16 protein-coding genes are annotated in these 16717 nt (G+C 58.9%); 9 read left to right on the forward strand and 7 right to left on the reverse strand.

Annotated features, from left to right (window positions below; genetic code table 11):
• Positions 1–113 precede the first annotated feature (113 nt).
• Positions 114–899 (forward strand): alpha/beta fold hydrolase, encoded by a 786-nt coding sequence (locus tag ACT7DV_RS10050; protein WP_444662266.1) that lies wholly within the window; start codon positions 114–116, stop codon positions 897–899.
• A complete protein-coding gene (gene hrpB, locus ACT7DV_RS10055; protein ID WP_444662268.1) occupies positions 896–3466 on the forward strand; it encodes an ATP-dependent helicase HrpB in 2571 nt (856 codons plus the stop codon). The genes ACT7DV_RS10050 and hrpB overlap by 4 nt, the downstream gene beginning before the upstream one ends.
• 67 nt (positions 3467–3533) lie before the next feature.
• On the opposite strand, the gene ACT7DV_RS10060 is transcribed toward hrpB, so the two are convergent.
• The gene (locus ACT7DV_RS10060; RefSeq protein ID WP_444662269.1) at positions 3534–4766 is read right to left on the reverse strand and encodes an acyl-CoA dehydrogenase family protein; all 1233 of its coding nucleotides are present in this window, start codon (positions 4764–4766) and stop codon (positions 3534–3536) included.
• A 98-nt stretch (positions 4767–4864) separates the two neighbouring features.
• On the reverse strand, positions 4865–5554 hold the full coding sequence (locus ACT7DV_RS10065; protein ID WP_444662270.1) for a TetR family transcriptional regulator: 690 nt from the start codon (positions 5552–5554) through the stop codon (positions 4865–4867).
• Positions 5555–5712: 158 nt separating this feature from the next.
• Between ACT7DV_RS10065 and ACT7DV_RS10070 the strand changes: the two genes are divergently transcribed.
• Positions 5713–6144, forward strand: coding sequence for a hypothetical protein (locus ACT7DV_RS10070; protein WP_444662272.1), 432 nt, complete (start codon positions 5713–5715; stop codon positions 6142–6144).
• A gap of 104 nt (positions 6145–6248) precedes the next feature.
• Positions 6249–6431: a hypothetical protein gene (locus tag ACT7DV_RS10075; RefSeq protein WP_444662274.1), complete on the forward strand. Its 183-nt coding sequence runs from the start codon at positions 6249–6251 to the stop codon at positions 6429–6431.
• 88 nt (positions 6432–6519) lie between these two features.
• Here ACT7DV_RS10075 and ACT7DV_RS10080 read toward each other — a convergent pair whose 3' ends face one another.
• Complete coding sequence (locus tag ACT7DV_RS10080) at positions 6520–7965, reverse strand: DHA2 family efflux MFS transporter permease subunit (RefSeq protein ID WP_444662275.1); 1446 nt, start codon at positions 7963–7965, stop codon at positions 6520–6522.
• Positions 7966–8026: 61 nt separating this feature from the next.
• Positions 8027–9025, reverse strand: a complete 999-nt coding sequence (locus ACT7DV_RS10085; RefSeq protein WP_444662277.1) for a PhzF family phenazine biosynthesis protein — start codon at positions 9023–9025, stop codon at positions 8027–8029.
• 228 nt (positions 9026–9253) lie between these two features.
• Here ACT7DV_RS10085 and ACT7DV_RS10090 point away from each other — a divergent pair, with 228 nt between their 5' ends.
• On the forward strand, positions 9254–10348 hold the full coding sequence (locus tag ACT7DV_RS10090; RefSeq protein WP_444662279.1) for a mechanosensitive ion channel domain-containing protein: 1095 nt from the start codon (positions 9254–9256) through the stop codon (positions 10346–10348).
• An 85-nt stretch (positions 10349–10433) separates the two neighbouring features.
• Here the strand turns inward: ACT7DV_RS10090 and ACT7DV_RS10095 are convergent, their stop codons facing one another.
• Positions 10434–11078 (reverse strand): YqaJ viral recombinase family protein, encoded by a 645-nt coding sequence (locus ACT7DV_RS10095; RefSeq protein ID WP_236995193.1) that lies wholly within the window; start codon positions 11076–11078, stop codon positions 10434–10436.
• Positions 11079–11142: 64 nt separating this feature from the next.
• On the reverse strand, positions 11143–11403 hold the full coding sequence (locus tag ACT7DV_RS10100) for a glutaredoxin family protein (protein ID WP_444662282.1): 261 nt from the start codon (positions 11401–11403) through the stop codon (positions 11143–11145).
• A 130-nt stretch (positions 11404–11533) separates the two neighbouring features.
• On the opposite strand from ACT7DV_RS10100, the gene ACT7DV_RS10105 reads away from it, so the two are divergent.
• The 3 genes from ACT7DV_RS10105 to ACT7DV_RS10115 all read left to right on the forward strand — a co-directional run bounded on the left by ACT7DV_RS10105 (position 11534) and on the right by ACT7DV_RS10115 (position 14846).
• Positions 11534–12274 (forward strand): ABC transporter ATP-binding protein, encoded by a 741-nt coding sequence (locus ACT7DV_RS10105; RefSeq protein WP_444662283.1) that lies wholly within the window; start codon positions 11534–11536, stop codon positions 12272–12274.
• Positions 12271–13596, forward strand: coding sequence for an FtsX-like permease family protein (locus tag ACT7DV_RS10110; RefSeq protein ID WP_444662285.1), 1326 nt, complete (start codon positions 12271–12273; stop codon positions 13594–13596). Before ACT7DV_RS10105 ends, ACT7DV_RS10110 begins: the two co-directional genes overlap by 4 nt.
• A gap of 191 nt (positions 13597–13787) precedes the next feature.
• Complete coding sequence (locus ACT7DV_RS10115) at positions 13788–14846, forward strand: ABC transporter substrate-binding protein (protein ID WP_444662287.1); 1059 nt, start codon at positions 13788–13790, stop codon at positions 14844–14846.
• A gap of 3 nt (positions 14847–14849) precedes the next feature.
• Here ACT7DV_RS10115 and ACT7DV_RS10120 read toward each other — a convergent pair whose 3' ends face one another.
• A complete protein-coding gene (locus ACT7DV_RS10120) occupies positions 14850–15644 on the reverse strand; it encodes an MBL fold metallo-hydrolase (RefSeq protein WP_444662289.1) in 795 nt (264 codons plus the stop codon).
• Positions 15645–15664: 20 nt separating this feature from the next.
• Here ACT7DV_RS10120 and ACT7DV_RS10125 point away from each other — a divergent pair, with 20 nt between their 5' ends.
• Complete coding sequence (locus ACT7DV_RS10125) at positions 15665–16714, forward strand: FecCD family ABC transporter permease (protein ID WP_444662291.1); 1050 nt, start codon at positions 15665–15667, stop codon at positions 16712–16714.
• Positions 16715–16717 lie beyond the last annotated feature (3 nt).

A 16717-nucleotide genomic window follows, 5' to 3' on the forward strand; every position in this document is an offset into this window, starting at 1 on the left:
TGGCCTTTTTGCGTACTTTCAGTCTTCACCTATTAATTGGCGTTGTCGATAGGTTTGAGGCAACTCAGATTTCCCCTTCCCCATGGATAGGGGATTTAATCGAAAGCATGCCGATGATCAATAATCCTGTCGATGGTTCCAACATCTTCTTTGACGATGACGGAGCAGACGGGGAACCAATTCTCTTCCTGCACGGCTCAGCTTTATCCCGCTCCATTTGGCGCGGTCTGGGCTACACCAAGGCACTTGGCGAAGACCATCGGACCATCCGCATGGATTTACGCGGTCATGGCAAATCAGCCAAGTCGCATGACGTCGCCGACTACACCATGGAGAAGGTCGTCAGTGACATCCAAGCAGTCTTGCGCCATCTGGGTCTTGAAAAGGTGCATATTGTTGGGTACTCATTTGGTGCCCGCACCGGCCTGCACCTGGCCATGAAGCATCCGGAGCAAGTGATCTCATTGATCATGCTCGGCGGCACTTTTGAAATCACGCCTGGTGAAATCGGCAAACTCTTCTTTCCCGGATATCTGGAAGTGTTGCGCCGTGGGGATATCGAAGGGTTCGTCAGCGGCCAGGAGACCGACGGAAAACTGGATCCTGCAACTAGGCTGGCTTTCAAATCAAATGATCCGCTGGCCTTGGCCGCGTACTACGAGGCCGCTGAGACGCTCCAGAATATTGCTCTTGCAGACTTGGCCAAAATCGGGATCCCAACCTTGCTGCTGATCGGCACGCGTGATCAACCTCGATTTGACCAGAACAAGATTATGGTTCGCACGTTGCCCAACGCTCGAATGGTGGCCTTGCCCGGACGAACACATGGCAGCACCCTGTATCCCATCGAGCCAGTCATTACCGCCATCCGCTCCTTCTGGTCCGGACGCCAAGCATGAGCGGCAGCTCTTTTGATCTAGAGCGGGTTGCCCGCGGACTTGCGTTCGGGCCCATTCGGGATGACCTGTACAGCGCGCTCCTATCGGATCCTTCTGGCCCTCTGGTAATTCAAGCGCCGCCGGGATCGGGCAAAACCACCATTGTTCCGCCGACGGTGAGCAATGCACTGCGGGAAGCTGGGCTGACTGGAAAAATAATCGTTACCCAGCCACGCCGCGTGGCAGCCCGCGCCGCTGCCCGGAGGCTTGCCCACTTGGATGGGTCAGCGCTCGGCGAGCACGTCGGTTTTGCGGTTCGCGGAGAACGCAAGAGTTCCGCAACAACCCAGGTGGAATTTGTCACCGCAGGTTTGATGCTGCCCCGTTTGCTGGCCGATCCGGATTTGGCGGGGGTCAGCGCCGTCATCATTGATGAAGTCCACGAACGGTCCATCGATACCGATCTGCTGCTGGCAATGGTCAAGCAAGTCAATGAACTTCGAGATGATCTTTGCCTTGTTCTGATGAGCGCGACGCTGCACGCCCAGGAACTTGCCGATTTCCTTTCGACTGAAAAACCAGCGAGGGTGTTCAGCGCCCAAACCGCGCAGTTCGATGTCGAGGAGATTTTCGAGAGCTACTCATCAGCCAGAGTCACTGAATTCGGTATCAAAGATGACTACTTGCGACATGTCGCGGCCGTTAGCGTGCAGCATTCGGCGAGAGCCAATGCTGCCAGCAAGCATCCGGTGGACACCTTGGTATTTGTGCCGGGCGTGCGTGAAGTCGAACGCGTCTGCGCCCAGATTTCAGCCAATGGTGTCACCGCATTGGCACTGCATTCGCAAATCTCTTCGGCCGAGCAAGACGCGATTCTGAATGAACCTGAGGCAGGCAGTTCGCCGCGAATTATTGTTTCAACTTCCATTGCCGAATCCTCGCTGACAGTACCTCGGGTCCACCTCGTGGTCGACGCTGGCTATGCCCGGGAACCGCGTCGGGATACGTCCCGCGGAATGTCCGGGCTTGTCACAGTCGTAGCAAGTCGTGCCACAGCCACCCAGCGTGCTGGCCGTGCTGGCCGACTGGGACCCGGCCAAGTCGTGCGCACCCTTGACCCCAAGTCCTTCGCCGCGGCACCAGCCTATTCCACCCCGGAAATCCGCACCGGTGATCTAGTTTCGGCAGGTCTTGCCCTGGCAGCGTGGGGAACGCCTCGGGGAGAGGGCCTGGAGTTGTGGGAGGTTCCCCCTGCCGCGGCCATGGGCAGCGACGAGCTGGTGCTCAAAAGCCTTGGCGCCGTTGACAGTTCGGGACGCATTACCTCGATGGGCGAGCAAATGGTCAGGATCCCCACCGATCCCAGGGCCGCGCGAGCCTTGCTGGAGGGCGCGCCCTTGTTCGGCTCGCTGCCGGCGGCCGAAGCTGTGGCATTGCTGGCCAGCTCCGAGCGCATCGCCAGCGCAGATCTGCAAGAACTGCTGGTTTCGATTCGAAGGGCATCCCATCCGGGCCACCGCGCCTGGAAACATGAGGCAGCGCGCATGGAACGACTGGTGGAGGCGAAGACTCGCGGCAAGCAAGGACAACCTGCTCCAGCCACTGCTTCGTCGGCCGAGGCATTGTCAGCCATCAGCGCACTGGCCTACCCGCAATGGGTTGCCCGCAAAGTTGGGCACGATGAGTACCTGCTTGCTTCAGGAACAAGAGCTGTTCTTCCTCGGGGGAGCCACTTGGCACATGAGGAGTATTTGGCCGTGGTCGAAGTGGCGCGGACCGGGACCAAGGCAACGATCAGGCGAGCGACGGGTATCGAGCTGACTACGGTCCTTGAGTTGCTTCCGCAAATGCGCGAGAGCAAAGAAACTGCCGAAATCATCGACGGCAAAATCAGTGCTCGCAAGGTAGAACGATTCGGCGCCATTGAACTATCCACGCGTCCCATCAAGGCAACCGAGGAATTGGGAATGCAGGCGGTCCAGTTCGCTGTGCAAGAGCAGGGGCTGGCGTTTTTCGGTGAGCAGGAAGGTTTTGATGCCCTGCGCCGCCGCATGGCAGTGGCCTACCGGTTGCTTGGCGAACCGTTCTGCGCGGTTGATGATGAGTCCCTGATAGCACGGGCCGATGAATGGCTGCAACCTATCCTGCGCCAGATAGCTCACGGCAAAAACGCTGCCAAAGCCGATGTGCATTCGGCCTTGCGCACCCTGCTTCCGTGGGAGCATGCGCACGATTTTGAATCGTTGGTGCCGCAACGCCTGGAAGTGCCGTCAGGGTCCAAGATCCGCGTCTCCTATCCACCCGTGGGCGAGAGCGGTCCGGCTGTGGTGGCCGTCAAACTTCAAGAGTGTTTTGGCCTGGACCAATCTCCGCGACTGGTGCGCGAGAAGCTGCCGGTGCAGTTCCATCTGTTGTCCCCAGGGGGCCACCCGCTGGCAGTTACCGAAGACATTGCCAGCTTCTTTAATGGCCCCTACGCTCAAGTTCGTTCTGAAATGCGCGGACGTTATCCGAAGCATCCCTGGCCAGAGAATCCTTGGGGGCATGTGGCCACGGCAAAAACGAAGAACCGGCTCAACGGTCAATAGCCGCACATGAATGTCGGGCTGCTAACACGGACAGCACCCCGACATCTTGCTAGTGACACTGGATTGCTTATGCGAAAGCGGAGAACCCCGTGATCTCGCGCCCCATGATCAGGGCCTGGACCGTCTCGGTTCCTTCATAGGTGTGAATAGCTTCTACGTCAGCAAAGTGGCGGGCGACGCGGTTGCTGGTGAGAATGCCGTTGCCTCCCAACAGGTCGCGGGCATTGGAGGCAATGGTTCGTGCCGTGCGAGTGGCCGTGTACTTGGCCAGCGAAGCCTGTGGCCCGGTGAGCTCAGCGGCGGTCTCGCGCTTGGTCGCTTGCATGACCAATACCTGAATGGTTGCAAGTTCGGATTGCATGCGTGCCAAGCGCTCCTGGACAATCTGGCTGGCAGCCAACGGACGGCCGAACTGCACTCGCTGTTTTGCGTAGTTCACCGCTGACTCGTAGCAAGCGGTGGCATGGCCGACAGCGGACCACGCGACACCAAGACGCGTAGCGAACAGCACTCGGGACGTGTCCTTGAAGCTCGTGGCATCCGGCAGCACATCTTCGTCGGGGACGAAAACATTCTCCATTCGGATATGTGCCTGCCAGATAGCACGCAGCGACAGCTTGTTTTGGATGGTGGTGGCGTTGTACCCCTCGGCGTCCTGATGGACGGCGAACCCGCGAACCTTGCCCTCATCGTCACGAGCCCAAACGATGGAGATGCCGCCGATAGAGCCGTTGCCAATCCATTTCTTCTCACCGCTGATCCGGTACCCACCTTCGACTTTTGTCGCACGAGTTTCCAATGACACCGAGTCAGACCCGTGGGTTGGCTCGGTCAGTGCAAAGGCGCCAGGCAGGTCGCCGGACAGCATCGGCATGGCGTATTTTTGGATCTGTTCCTCATTGCCGCAGAAGAGCACCGAGCGCAGCGCCAACCCGCCCTGCACTCCAACGATGGTGGCCACGGAACCATCGCCACGTGCCATTTCCATGTTGACCAGCCCGGCTGCCAGTGGACTCATTTTTTCGTGGGAGTCCAGATTCATTCCGTCACGCAGCAGGTCCGCTTCGCCGAGCTTCTTGATCAGATGCAGGGGGTAGTCGGCCTTGTCCCAATATTCGTGGATGTCCTTTTTGACTTCTTCTATGACAAACTTGCGTGCCTTGGCGCGCCAGGCGAGGTCTGCTGCATTTATATCGGCAAAGATTCCGGTGGGGTCAATATTGACGTCTTCTGCCCAGAGATCGTACTCCGGTTCAACAACACCGGCGGGAAATTCCAAACCGGTCGACTTCTCTGTCATCTCAGACGCTCCAAATTGGCTAGAGTTAAAGCTTTTAACTCCAGCCTAATGAAACGCAGTGTCATGTCAAGAAACTACGTTTCACCATCTGTGGTTGATTATTTGCTGTGTTCTTTCAGCGCCGCCGAAACTGCCTGCAGAATGGACTGCTCGTCGAAACCTGGATCAATCACCGAAACAATGACCGTAGGCGTTGGGGAAGCGTCGGTCGTGCCCGTATTTTCGCCACCCAGCAGGTCAGCAAAGCGTTCAAGGAATAGCCGAACATCATGAGCCAGCTTGCTTCGGTCGGTGCTGGCCGGATCCTTGATCCACGTGCGCAGGTGATCATTGTGGATGGCCACCAGGCCGGCGCTAACTCCGAGGCACAAGGATTTTTCCGGTGCGGTGTTGGCCAAATCGCGACGGACCAGAAAATCGTAGAATGCGCGCTCGTACCGATGAGTTGAGACGAGCTCTCGTTCTCGTAGCGACGGGACAGAAGAAAGCAGCCTGTGCCGAAGCCGAGCACCTTCGGGGTTGACCGTGTACTGATCAAATACGACATGGGCCGCGTCAATCAAAGTCGAGATCGCGTCGACAGATGATGCCGCCAGCGTAGTCTGAACGTGGGCGATGATCATTTCTTGATCGGCAAAAACCATATTCTCTTTTGAGCCGAATCTGCGGAAGAACGTGGAACGCGAGATCCCCGCAGCCGCTGCCAGCTCATCGACGCTGGTGGTGTCGAAGCCTTGGGAAATGAGCAGATCAAGTGCGGCCGGTGGTACAGCGGAAGAAGCGATCATGATTCACGAATTTAGCACGATTCTCAATCTCTGATTCTTGAAGGGAGCCAAGCGCGCCGCTGAAATGATTGTGAAGTCCCACAGCCATGACTACGCTGAACAGCAGGGCGTTCTTTTCCAGAACGCGTATTTACTATTGGAAAGAAAAGTGAGGGCCCATGGGAATCTCGATCGCAAACGCCGCACTCCGATTAGTCAGCGGCGCATTCATTCTCAACAGCGGCATTAACAAGCTGCGCATTGATGAAGCCAGCGCGGCCGGGTTGCAGCAGATGGCGTCCAATGGTGTGCCGCAGATGGCGGAACTCGAACCTGCGGTATTCGGCAAAGTTCTATCCATTTCGGAAATCTCGCTGGGCAGTGCCCTGCTTTTGCCGTTGGTCCCTTCGCGCTTGGCAGGAATCGGTCTGGGCGCCTTCTCCGCGGTGCTGCTGTCTTCTTACCTGCGCACTCCCGGTATGACCGAGTCTGATGGCGTACGTCCAACTGCTGATGGCACCGCCTTGGCCAAGGATGTGTGGCTGGCCGGTATTGCTGTGGCTTTGATTTTTGGCCGCCGGGCAGCAAAGAAGATCAAAAAAGAAAAGTAATCTTTGCGCCGTTGCCCAGTCCGGTGTACAGGCGGAAGTAGATTGTTTCTGAAGACTGAGGTTTTCAGGGTTCAAATTTGGATGACAAGCTAAGAGGAGAACCAATGGGTTTCTTAGATGATGCAAAGAAGAAGCTGGGCGAAGCAGTCGAGAACGCCAAGGAGTTCGCCGGCGACGCCACCGAAAACATCAAGGGCTTTGCCGCTGATGCGCAGGAGAAAATCGGCGAGAAAGTCGATGAGTTCAAGAACGGCGACAGCAACGATGGTCCTTCAGACCAGGCATAAATAGTTAGCAAGAAAACCCCGGCTTGCCAGCGGAATTCCACTGGCAAGCCGGGGTTCTCTTGTATCCAGAACGGCAACGAAATTGTTGTCAGGACTTCTTGCCGGGGGTCAAGAAAGCCACCACAATCACGGCAGCTACGGCAGCGAACCCTGGCAGCAGCAGTGCTTGGCCCAAACCGACCGAGGTTGCTTCCATCAGTGTTGCAGGATCCTTCGTGGAAGCCTTTTCGATCTGAGCTTGAACGCGTGAATCCATCATCGCGGCGATCAGCGCCGAACCGAGCACGGAGCCGATCTGGCGAGTGGTGTTATAGATACCGGATCCGGCCCCGGCATCACGCGGAGTCAGGTCTCGGGTAGCGGCTAGCGAAAGCGAAGGCCAGATCATGGCCGAGCCAACGCCCTGCACAGCTGATGGAATCAGCAGGGTCCACAGAGCGATGTCTGCGTGCATCATGTAGGCGTAAACCACGGTTGCTCCGCCAAAGAGCAGGAAGCCAGGTACTGCCAAAATTCTCGGACTGAGCTTGTTGACCATCTTGCCCAGGCGAGGTGCGATGAAAATGCCCACCACTGCCATCGGCGAAATCATCAGCGCTGATTCCGTAGGAGTCAAGCCGCGGACGTTCTGCAAGAAGAAGACCATCGGCAGGCTGATGGTTGCGATGGTCAGGCCCATGAATGCAATGGCCACATTGGAGAGCGTAAAATTGCGTACCAAGAACAAGCGCAACGGAACCAGCGGTTCAGAATTCGTCTTGCCCTGCCACCAAACGAACACGGCCAGCAGCAGTACGCCGGCGATGATCAAGTGCCACGAAGAAATCGGGCCAACGAAGGGTTCCCAATTGGTCGAGTCGCCTTCCTGGATGCCAAAGACCAGGCAGAACATCGCCACTGCTGACAGGGCAACTCCGATCCAGTCAAAGGAGTGCGCCTGAGGTTCCAGGCGCGGAACAAATTTGAAGACCATCACCAAGCTGAGAACGGCGATGGGCAGATTGATGAAGAAGATCCATTCCCAGCCCACCGAGTCCACCAGCAAGCCGCCGGCAATCGGGCCAATCAGTGAGGCGATACCGGCAACCGCACCCCACAACCCCATGGCTGCGCCTCGGTGCTGGTACGGGAACAAGCGGGTAATCATGGTCATCGCCTGAGGCGAGATCATTGAGGCGCCCAGTCCCTGGACCGCGCGGGCGGCAATCAGCGATCCAAGGGAATCCGAGAGGCCGCACCAGAGCGAGGCGAGGGAGAAGATGGCCATACCGATGAGGTAGATGTTGCGCGGGCCAAACCGGTCGCCCAAGCGGCCGGTGACCAGCAGCGGAACGGCAAAGGTGAGCAGATAGGCGCTATTGACCCAGAGGATGCCAGAGATATCTGCATCTAGCGAGGCCATGATGGAGGGCATGGCCGTGGACACAATGGTGGTGTCCAAAAGGATCATGAAGAACCCGATGACTAGTGCCCAGAGGGCACGCCAAGCGGCTTTCTTATCAAAGTCAGTGGTGGGATTCGCAGTTTCAGGCACTGGACAAGGCTAGTACCTGATTGGCAGAAGTGGAATGGATAGTGAGCCTATGAACGGGTAATCAGTCGAAACTCACATTGCCGGAAATGCGGGTTTCAACATCTCCACTGACCCAGACACCTTTTTCTGTGGCTTCGATATGCAAGATGGCGCTGCGGCCAACGCGGGTTCCCTGGCGCACGGTATAGCGTTGCGGGGCGTACCCGGATTGGGTCAGCCAGATTCCAAAAGCCGCATTGAGCGAGCCGGTAGCCGGGTCCTCTGACACCGCTTCGCCAGCGACGAAGGCTCGTACCTCGAAGTCGGCCGGCGGTTGCATCACTACGGAACCGAAGCGCTCTTCGGAACGCTCCAGGTCTGAGGAATCCAAGGGGCGCAATTCTTCCCGCGTTCCCGAGACACGGGGCAAAACTGAGCCTCGCGGCTGCCACACACCATGGGCAACGCTGGAAGCCGTATAGGGGCCGATGACGCCAACCTCCAGTCCCTGAAGTGCCTCGTAGTCTGGTTCGATGCCCAGAACAACGTCTGCGTCGCGCAGGACCAAGCCAGCAGGATGCGGGCCGTTGACCAGCCATTGGTGGTCAACCACGTCATCTTCGTGGATTCCTAGTCCGCTGATAGCCCACTGGAGGACATCTGGCTCCAGCGGACCGGTGCGCGTCAGCGGGGGAGCGAGGAACGCCAGCCGGCGGGAATGACTGTCGGTGCATTCGCGTTCGACCCGAACCGGAATGAGCCCTGCCCCGCATTCCTGGATCAAATGTCCGGCAGGTCCCGGCGCCCCACCGGATTCCAGCCATGCATGGGCGGCACCAAGCGTCGGGTGGCCGGCAAAGGAAAGCTCCGTGCTCGGCGTGAAAATGCGGATGGCATAGTCGGCCTCTTCATGGGATGGCTCGACGAAGAATACGGTCTCGGACAAATTCATCCACTGGGCGAAGTGCTGCATCTGGTTATCAGTCAGGCTGTCAGCGTTGAATACGACTCCGAGCCCATTGCCGTTGAACGCAGTGGGCGCAAAAACATCAACCTGCTGATAAGCAAATGTTCGGCTCATACTTAGCATGGTGGCACATTAACCATCAGGTTGATCGGGTGTTACGTGAAGGGACTCATAAAACGTCATTAACCTCTCTCGCCCTTGCTGGCCGGCGCGAGTGCCATCCTTTTTTCAATCATCGTAGCTATTCGACTGTGATCAAGACCGCCCGGATACGCTGGGTTCCGTAGGCTGCGGAAAGGGGTTGCACAGCATTTATTTAGTGCCATATGACATCCTTTAAACATGTCACCTACCCCCGTTGAACCTCTGGACGAGACCGTCGAGGAAGTCATCAGCGTTTCAAGCGTCCTCCCCGCATCGTTGCAATTCTGGGCTGTTCTCCTGGCCGGCGCAGTGGTTGCCGCTATCTTGGCTTTTGTTTTCAGCGCGATTGCCCGCCGCATCCTCAAGCGCATTGGCGTGGATGAAGCTGATGTGAAGGCCACCCGCTTTCCATTCTTCGGTCTGATTACTTCCATCGTTGCCAAGTCAGCCTTTGCGCTCTTCTATCGAGATCGTGACTGGTACAACCCGTGGCAATTCGTCATTCTGATCATCCTGGTGACGTTCTTGACCTGGTTCATCGTCAAGCTGGTTCTCGTCATTGAGGCAGGCATGATGTCCCGTTTCGAATCGAAATTCGGACCCGGACGCCGACTAGCCAAGGTGCAGACCCAGGTGGGCTTGATGCGCCGTGTGCTCATCGCGGTGCTCTGCATCTTGGCCGTAGCCGCCGTCCTGCTGACAATTGAACAAGTGCGAGCACTAGGCGCCGGACTGCTGGCCTCGGCAGGACTGGCCTCGGTAGTTGTTGGTTTGGCCGTTCAATCCACCCTCGCGAACGTCTTCGCAGGGTTGCAGGTTGCCTTCACCGATTCCATCCGTGTGGATGACACCGTGGTGGTTGAAAACGAGCGCGGCACTGTCGAAGAGATTACTTTGTCCTATGTGGTGGTCCTGTTGCTCGATGGCCGCCGAATGATCTTGCCTTCCACATACTTCACCACGACGCCGTTTGAGAACTGGTCACGGCGCAGCACCGAGATTTCGGGCAATGTGGCACTGCAGCTGAAGCTCAACGCGCCAATCGAATACCTGCGCCAGCGCAGCACGGAACTACTTGAGTCCTCGGACCTATGGGACGGGCGCGACAATGAGCTGCTGGTGACCGACGCGCAAAACGGTCTGCAAACCGTGACCGTTTACCTTTCAGCGCGCAATGCTGGAGACCTGTGGGGCCTGCGCAATATGATTCGCGAAAAATTATTGGCGGAGTTGCTCGATAGCTATCCCGAATGCTTGCCTGATCCGAGAATCGTTCCAACGACCCCGGCCTAAGCCTCGAATAATGGCCAAGAAACCAAGAGATCCTTGGAAGCCACCATTGAACTGGCTCCCAAAGACCTATTGCGTAGTGCAGTAATTACAGGCGCAGGGCCGCCGGGCCGTAATCGTTGTAGCGTTCCTGCCGGGCTGTCGCCTCGCGCAATGCGGAAATTAAGGCTTCAGCCTTATCGATCAGATCTTGAATCAGATCATCATCCCGTTCGACCCACAGGTACTCGGGTACCGCGCGCACTGGTACGAAGTCCTGGTGCTCTTCCCAGACGAATAGGGTTCGCTCGGCACCGATGACGTGCTGCTGCCAGAGGATTTGGCGCAAGTAGTTCTTGGGGATCTTCTTGAACGGCTTGTTGGTGGTCTTGATTTCCGCCAAAACCGGAGCGCCTGACGCATCGAAGCCCAGGCCGTCCGGGGTAGCTAAATGTAGCTTGGAGTTTTGGGCGTGAAACAACTGTGATGAAGGGAAGATATTAAAATTCTCCTGCACCCAGGCCGCGATGACTGGTTCGCGTTTGCGCCCGTGATCTGTGTAGGTGTTGCCGGAGAATCCATTGCCGTAGAGCTTGTCCCAGGCCGCGTTCTTGATGGACTTCTCGGTGGATAGCTTGGCGACGTCGGTTGCCGTAATACCTTGAGCGCGTGCCCTGAGCCATTCAATGCGGTTGGCTGAATCAGCTAAGACACGCTGGAAACACTCATGTTCAACGCCAGGCACAGTTATCACTTGATCTATTCTTCCCCATGATTGCCGGAGAACCGTGCATCTCGGGGCTTCAAATCACGTGAGACTAGTCGCTGGCGCGTGCAATCGCAGCCAAAAGCTGAGGCAGCGTGGGTGTATCGCTGGCTCTGAATTTTTCCGTGTTGCCTTGCATCAACCTGATTACCGGAGTGCTGGTGATGCCCAATTCCTCGCCGCGCTGGACTTGCTCCACAACATTGATTTCTTCCACCTGCAAATCCGGCAACAGCGTCTGGGCGCGTGCCACGGTTTGCCGCGTGCGAATGCACGGTGCACAGAACGGCTGCGTATACAGTTCCAATTTCATGGGCAGTTTCAAGAACTCCTGGGGTACTGGTTCGTGGCGCCGACGCTCCTACCGGAGGATGAGCCTGACAAAGCGCGACTTCGCCCTGCGCGCCGATGTGCGCAGAGCTCAATATTGAAAACATGGAATCATGCTTGAAAATTCCATTGGCCATCCACCCGTACTCCTTGCCCAGAACCTTTGCCGGAGCTTTGGCTCAACCACCGCACTGAACCGCGTCAATCTCGAAATCTCCCTCGGGGAATCATTGGCGATCATGGGTCCGTCCGGATCCGGAAAATCAACATTGCTGCATGCCTTGGCCGGCATTGAGCTGCCCGACTCGGGAAGCCTGATGCTCAACCTGCCCGGGCAACAGCCAGTGGACATCCAGGAGCTCGCGGATAAGGCGCGAACCAAGCTGCGCCGGCAGTCCTTCGGATTCGTTTTCCAATCCGGCCTGCTGATCCCGGAACTCACGGCCGAAGAAAACGTGGCCATGGCCCTGATGATCAATGGCTCCCCCCGAGCTGCCGCCGTCGCACAGGCAGGACAGGCGCTCGTGGCCCTGGGGCTGGCCGGCATGGAGCAACGGCGAATTGGGCAGCTCTCTGGCGGACAGATGCAACGTGTAGCTATCGCCCGCGCACAGGTCACCGGCGCCATGGTCGTATTCGCCGACGAGCCCACCGGCGCCTTGGATTCCGCAACGGGTACCGAGGTGCTTGAGACCTTGCTGGAGTGCACAGTAGGCCAGGGCAAGTCGCTGGTTATGGTCACCCATGACCCTTCTGTTGCTGCACAGTGCGATCGCGTCGTAAAACTGCACGACGGGCAATTGATCAGCGACAGCCGACGCGGCACCAGCGCATTAGGCGGGGATGTTCGATGAGCATTCTGCACCTTGCCTGGTTGCTCGGGCGTCCGGCTAAAACCCGTTTGGCCCCGCAAATCCTAACCGTAAGCGCCTATGCCTTGGTCAGCGCAATTTTGCTGATCGTCTTGGGCGGCGCCTATTCCTTTACCAGTTTTGAAGTTGAGGCACAGGGTGCCTACCTGCCTTTGGCCGGGCTTGCCGTGGTGCTGCTCGTGGTGCCGCTGATGGTGCTCGGCTCCGCGGCGGCCCGCCTTTCGGCACGAGCCAATGACCGGGCGCTGTCCTCGCTGCGCCTGCTTGGTGCTACCGGCTCGCAGATCAGCCTGGTAGCCATTGTGCAGGCCGCCGGTACTGCCCTGGCGGGAGCGCTCGCCGGTGTCGTGCTATACCTGGCCTGTGCGCCGTTGGCATCGTTGATTCCGTTCCAGGGGGCACCCATCGGAGCAGCGATCTACCTGCCCGTGTGGGTATTGGCGGTTGCAGTAGTCGCAGTCGTCGTGCTTTCTGCGGTGAGCGCGGCTGCAGGTTTGCGCAAGCTGATGATCACCCCCTTGGCGGTGGCCACGCGCCGCAGCGCTCCGGTGCCCAGCTGGATTCGGGCCGTGGCCACCGTGGGCGGAATTATCCTGCTGTGCCTGCTCTTCTCGAATCTCGGGGCCGTGGCGCAGAGCTTCGCGGTGATTCTGGGGGCGATTGTCGGCGGCTTCGGGTTCGGCCTCCTGGTGCTGAATCTCGTGGGGCCTTACCTGGTCTCCAAGGTCGGACAGGTCAAATTGAGGAAAGCCGATACGCCGGCGCAGTTGCTGGCCGCCCGGATGATCCTGGAGAACCCAGCCGAATCCTGGCGCCAGGTTTCCGGCGTCGCGATGGCCTCCTTCGTTGCGGTCGTGGGCGGAAGCGGAGCAGCGATGATGAAGCTCTCCCCGGCCCAGGAAGCCAGCGAGAACTGGTACGACTATTTGCCCGGGGATATCCTGACCGGCGTCCTGGTGACCCTGGCGATAACCTTTATCTGCGTGGCGGCGTCCTCGGCCATTGCGCAGAGCGCCGGCACCTTGGACCGTGCCGAGCTCTACTCCGGATTGCATCGGCTGGGCATGCCGTGGAGCACCATGAACGCGGCGCGAACCAAGTCCCTGATGATTCCGGCACTGGCGGCGTCCCTCGCCTTTGCCATCGCTTCAACCCTGCTGGTCTTTCCCCTGGCCGGAATGGCTGTGCTACTCAGCCCGTTGACCGTGATTACCGTCATTGCCGCCGTGCTGCTTGGGTTGGCGCTGGTGCGGGTGTCGATCTCCGTGGCAGATCCGGCTCGATTGCTGGCCGGCAGGGACTGAATCCTGTGGCCAGCGGGGAAAGCCACCCGGCTTGTGTGGCTATCTTCACTTCCGGGTCGGTGATTAGACACGTTTCGTGTTGCGTATTGATGGGCCTAGCGCGTATTGTGGCATAGGGCTCGGATAGGTAAACCTAACCTATCTACGCCAACATGTTTACAGAACCTCGCATAGTCTGGAATCACCGACCCATGAATATTTCACGTCGCGCCGGGATCTTCGCCGCGTCCACCGCAATCCTCGCTCTGAGCCTGACCGCTTGCGGTTCGGCAAGCAACTCCGCAGATTCTTCGGCGGATGCGTCGGCCACCTCTGCAGGCGACTTCACCCCGGTCACCATCAAGAACATCTATGGTGAGACCAAAATCGACAAGGCTCCGCAGCGCGTCGCAACGATCTCATGGGTCAACGCCGACACCCTGCTGGCCCTGGACACCGTTCCAGTGGGCATGGACACCGACGCCTACGGCCAGAACGAGAACAACTCCACCGAGTGGAAGGACGAGGCGCTCGCAAAGCTGGACGCTTCCATTGGTTCCGAGAAGGCTCCGGTGCAGTTTGCTACCGGTGACGATCCGGACTACACGGCTATCGCCAAGACCAAGCCAGACGTCATCTTCGCCCCGTATTCGGGCTTGAAGAAAGAGCAGTACGAAAAGCTGCAGGAAATCGCTCCGGTTGTTGGCCCGATTGAGCCGAATTACCTGACCAGCTGGCAGGACGTGACCGAAGCCGCCGGCCAGATGCTGGGCAAGGAAGAAGAAGCCGACGCGCTGATCGAGAAAGTTGAAGGCGACCTGGCCAAGGTCGGCGAAGAGCATCCGGTATTGAAGGACAGCACCTTCATCGCAGCCGACCTCTCCGCTCCGGATACCGCTTATGTCTACTCGCAGGGCGACACCCGCCCGCGCTTCCTCGAGGCTCTGGGCATGAAGCAGGCCGACTATGTCCAGAAGAACGCCGCAAAGGACACCTTCTTCTTCACCGTTTCACCTGAAAAAGTCAACGAGTGGGATTCGGATATCGTCTTCGCTTCGGCAGTAGCCGGAAACACCACCAAGGACATTGTGAAGTCCCAGGCGTTGTATGGCCAGATTCCGGCCGTGAAGAACGATGCCCTGGCGCTGCCAGGCACCGATGAAGCAACTTTGGCCATTTCAGCAGCTTCGCCGCTGTCCCTTGAATGGTCCTTGGACAAGGTAGTTCCAAAAATCGTGAAGGCTGCTGAAAACGCAGCAGCCGCAAAGTAGCGGCTAGCGATTCGACGCTAGATAGTGCAACTGCGCTTCCAACGATCGGCTAGCCGCGCCCACCAGGCGCGGATCCAGGCCGGGGTAGACGAACTCCAGCAAGTCAGCTGGTGTGGCGTCCGCCCCGGCCTTGCCGAGTTTCTGCAGGGCGGCGCGCACTTGGTCCAGCCGGGACTCCCGGTGCTCAACGTAGGCACGCAGCAGCTGATGCGAGGTTCCTTGCTGCTGCCCGTGCGCCGGATGCAGGGGCATGTCCGGCAAATCCAGCAGCTTGTTCAGCGAAGCGAGATAATCGGCCAGCGATCCATCTGGATGCTCCAAGATGGTGGTGCCCCGGCCCAGGACAGTATCGCCGGTGAACAGATGCGAGTCCTGCATCGTGAAGCATACCGAGTCCGAGGTGTGGCCAGGGGTGAAATGAACCTGGATGTCCACCCCGGCAGCGCTGATCGCCTCATGGTCTTCCAGCACGGCGGCGTCGCGGCAGAATTCAGCCAGCTTCGCGCGGACCGGCGCCCCGGTCAGCTGGCGCAAGCGATCGATCCCACCGGTATGGTCCGCATGGCGATGGGTGACCAGCACCAGCTGGATATCGAATTGAGCCAGCGCCTGCAAATGCGCTTCAAGCTCGGGCCCCGGGTCGATGAGCACCACCGGGGTGCCCGGCGTCAACGCCTGGGATGCCGGGTCGAAGAGCAAATAGGAATTAGTCCCATCCAGCGTCATTTCCGAGGGATTATCGGCCGTGAGCAGGCTGATGCCAGGAGCAATAACGGTGGGCGAGGAAAGATGTGCCATAGCAATGAGTGTAGGAACCAATGACCGCGACTGAAAGAACGACGCGCCAAGCGCAGGAGCACACCGGGCCCCGATTGCCCCGGAAAGTCGGTGCCTTCCTGATCCTCGGAGCGCTGCTGGCAGTGGCCATAGCCGCTTCGCTGCTCTTCGGCGCCCGGTCGGTGTCGTTGGGCACCGCCAGCGATGCCCTATGGCATTTTGACCCGAACAACGGGGACCAAGGCGTGGTGGCCTCGCGCTTTGCCCGCACCGTCGGGGCGATTGTGGTCGGGGCGGCGCTTGGCCTGGCCGGTGCTGGACTCCAGGGGCTGACCCGAAACCCGCTGGCCGACACCGGAATCCTCGGGTTGAACGCCGGTTCTTCCATGAGCGTGGTCGTGGCCATCGCATTTTTGGGCGTCAGCTCATTGGCCGGCATCATGCTGGCAGCTTTTATTGGCGCGGCCGTGGTGATGACCCTGGTGTACCTGGTGGCCAGTGTAGGCCGCGAAGGGGCCACCCCGATCAAGCTCGCCTTGGGCGGCGCGGCCCTGGCAGTGGGCGTTGGGGCCATGACCAACGCGATCCTGATGGTCTCTGATTCCACCTTGGACCGCTTCCGCAAATGGCAAATCGGATCATTGTCCAGCACCCCCATCGACACCTTCCTCGGGGCGATACCGATGGTGGCCCTCGGCGCGCTGATCCTGCTGTCCACCGCGCGGGTTTCCAATGCGGTCTCCATGGGGGATGACACCGCCACCGCCCTGGGCTTCAACCTGGGCCGCGCCCGCCTGCTCGGATCGATCGGCGTGGTCATCCTGGCCGGCACCGCTACCGCGGTGGCCGGGCCGATCGCCTTTGTCGGCCTGATGATCCCGCATGCGGTTCGCTTGCTGGTGGGCTCCGATTACCGCTGGCTGATGCCCGGCAGCCTGCTGGCCGGTCCGGTGCTGCTTTTGGCCGCTGATACCGTGGGACGGGTGATCGCGCCGCCGAGTGAAATCCAGGTGGGCGTGATGTGCGCGATGATCGGCGGGCCGCTGTTTATCCTGATGATGCGCAGCGGCATGAAGTCGGTGAGCCTGTGAGCA

Source organism: Glutamicibacter sp. TV12E (assembly GCF_052441935.1).
Taxonomy (GTDB): Bacteria; Actinomycetota; Actinomycetes; order Actinomycetales; family Micrococcaceae; genus Glutamicibacter.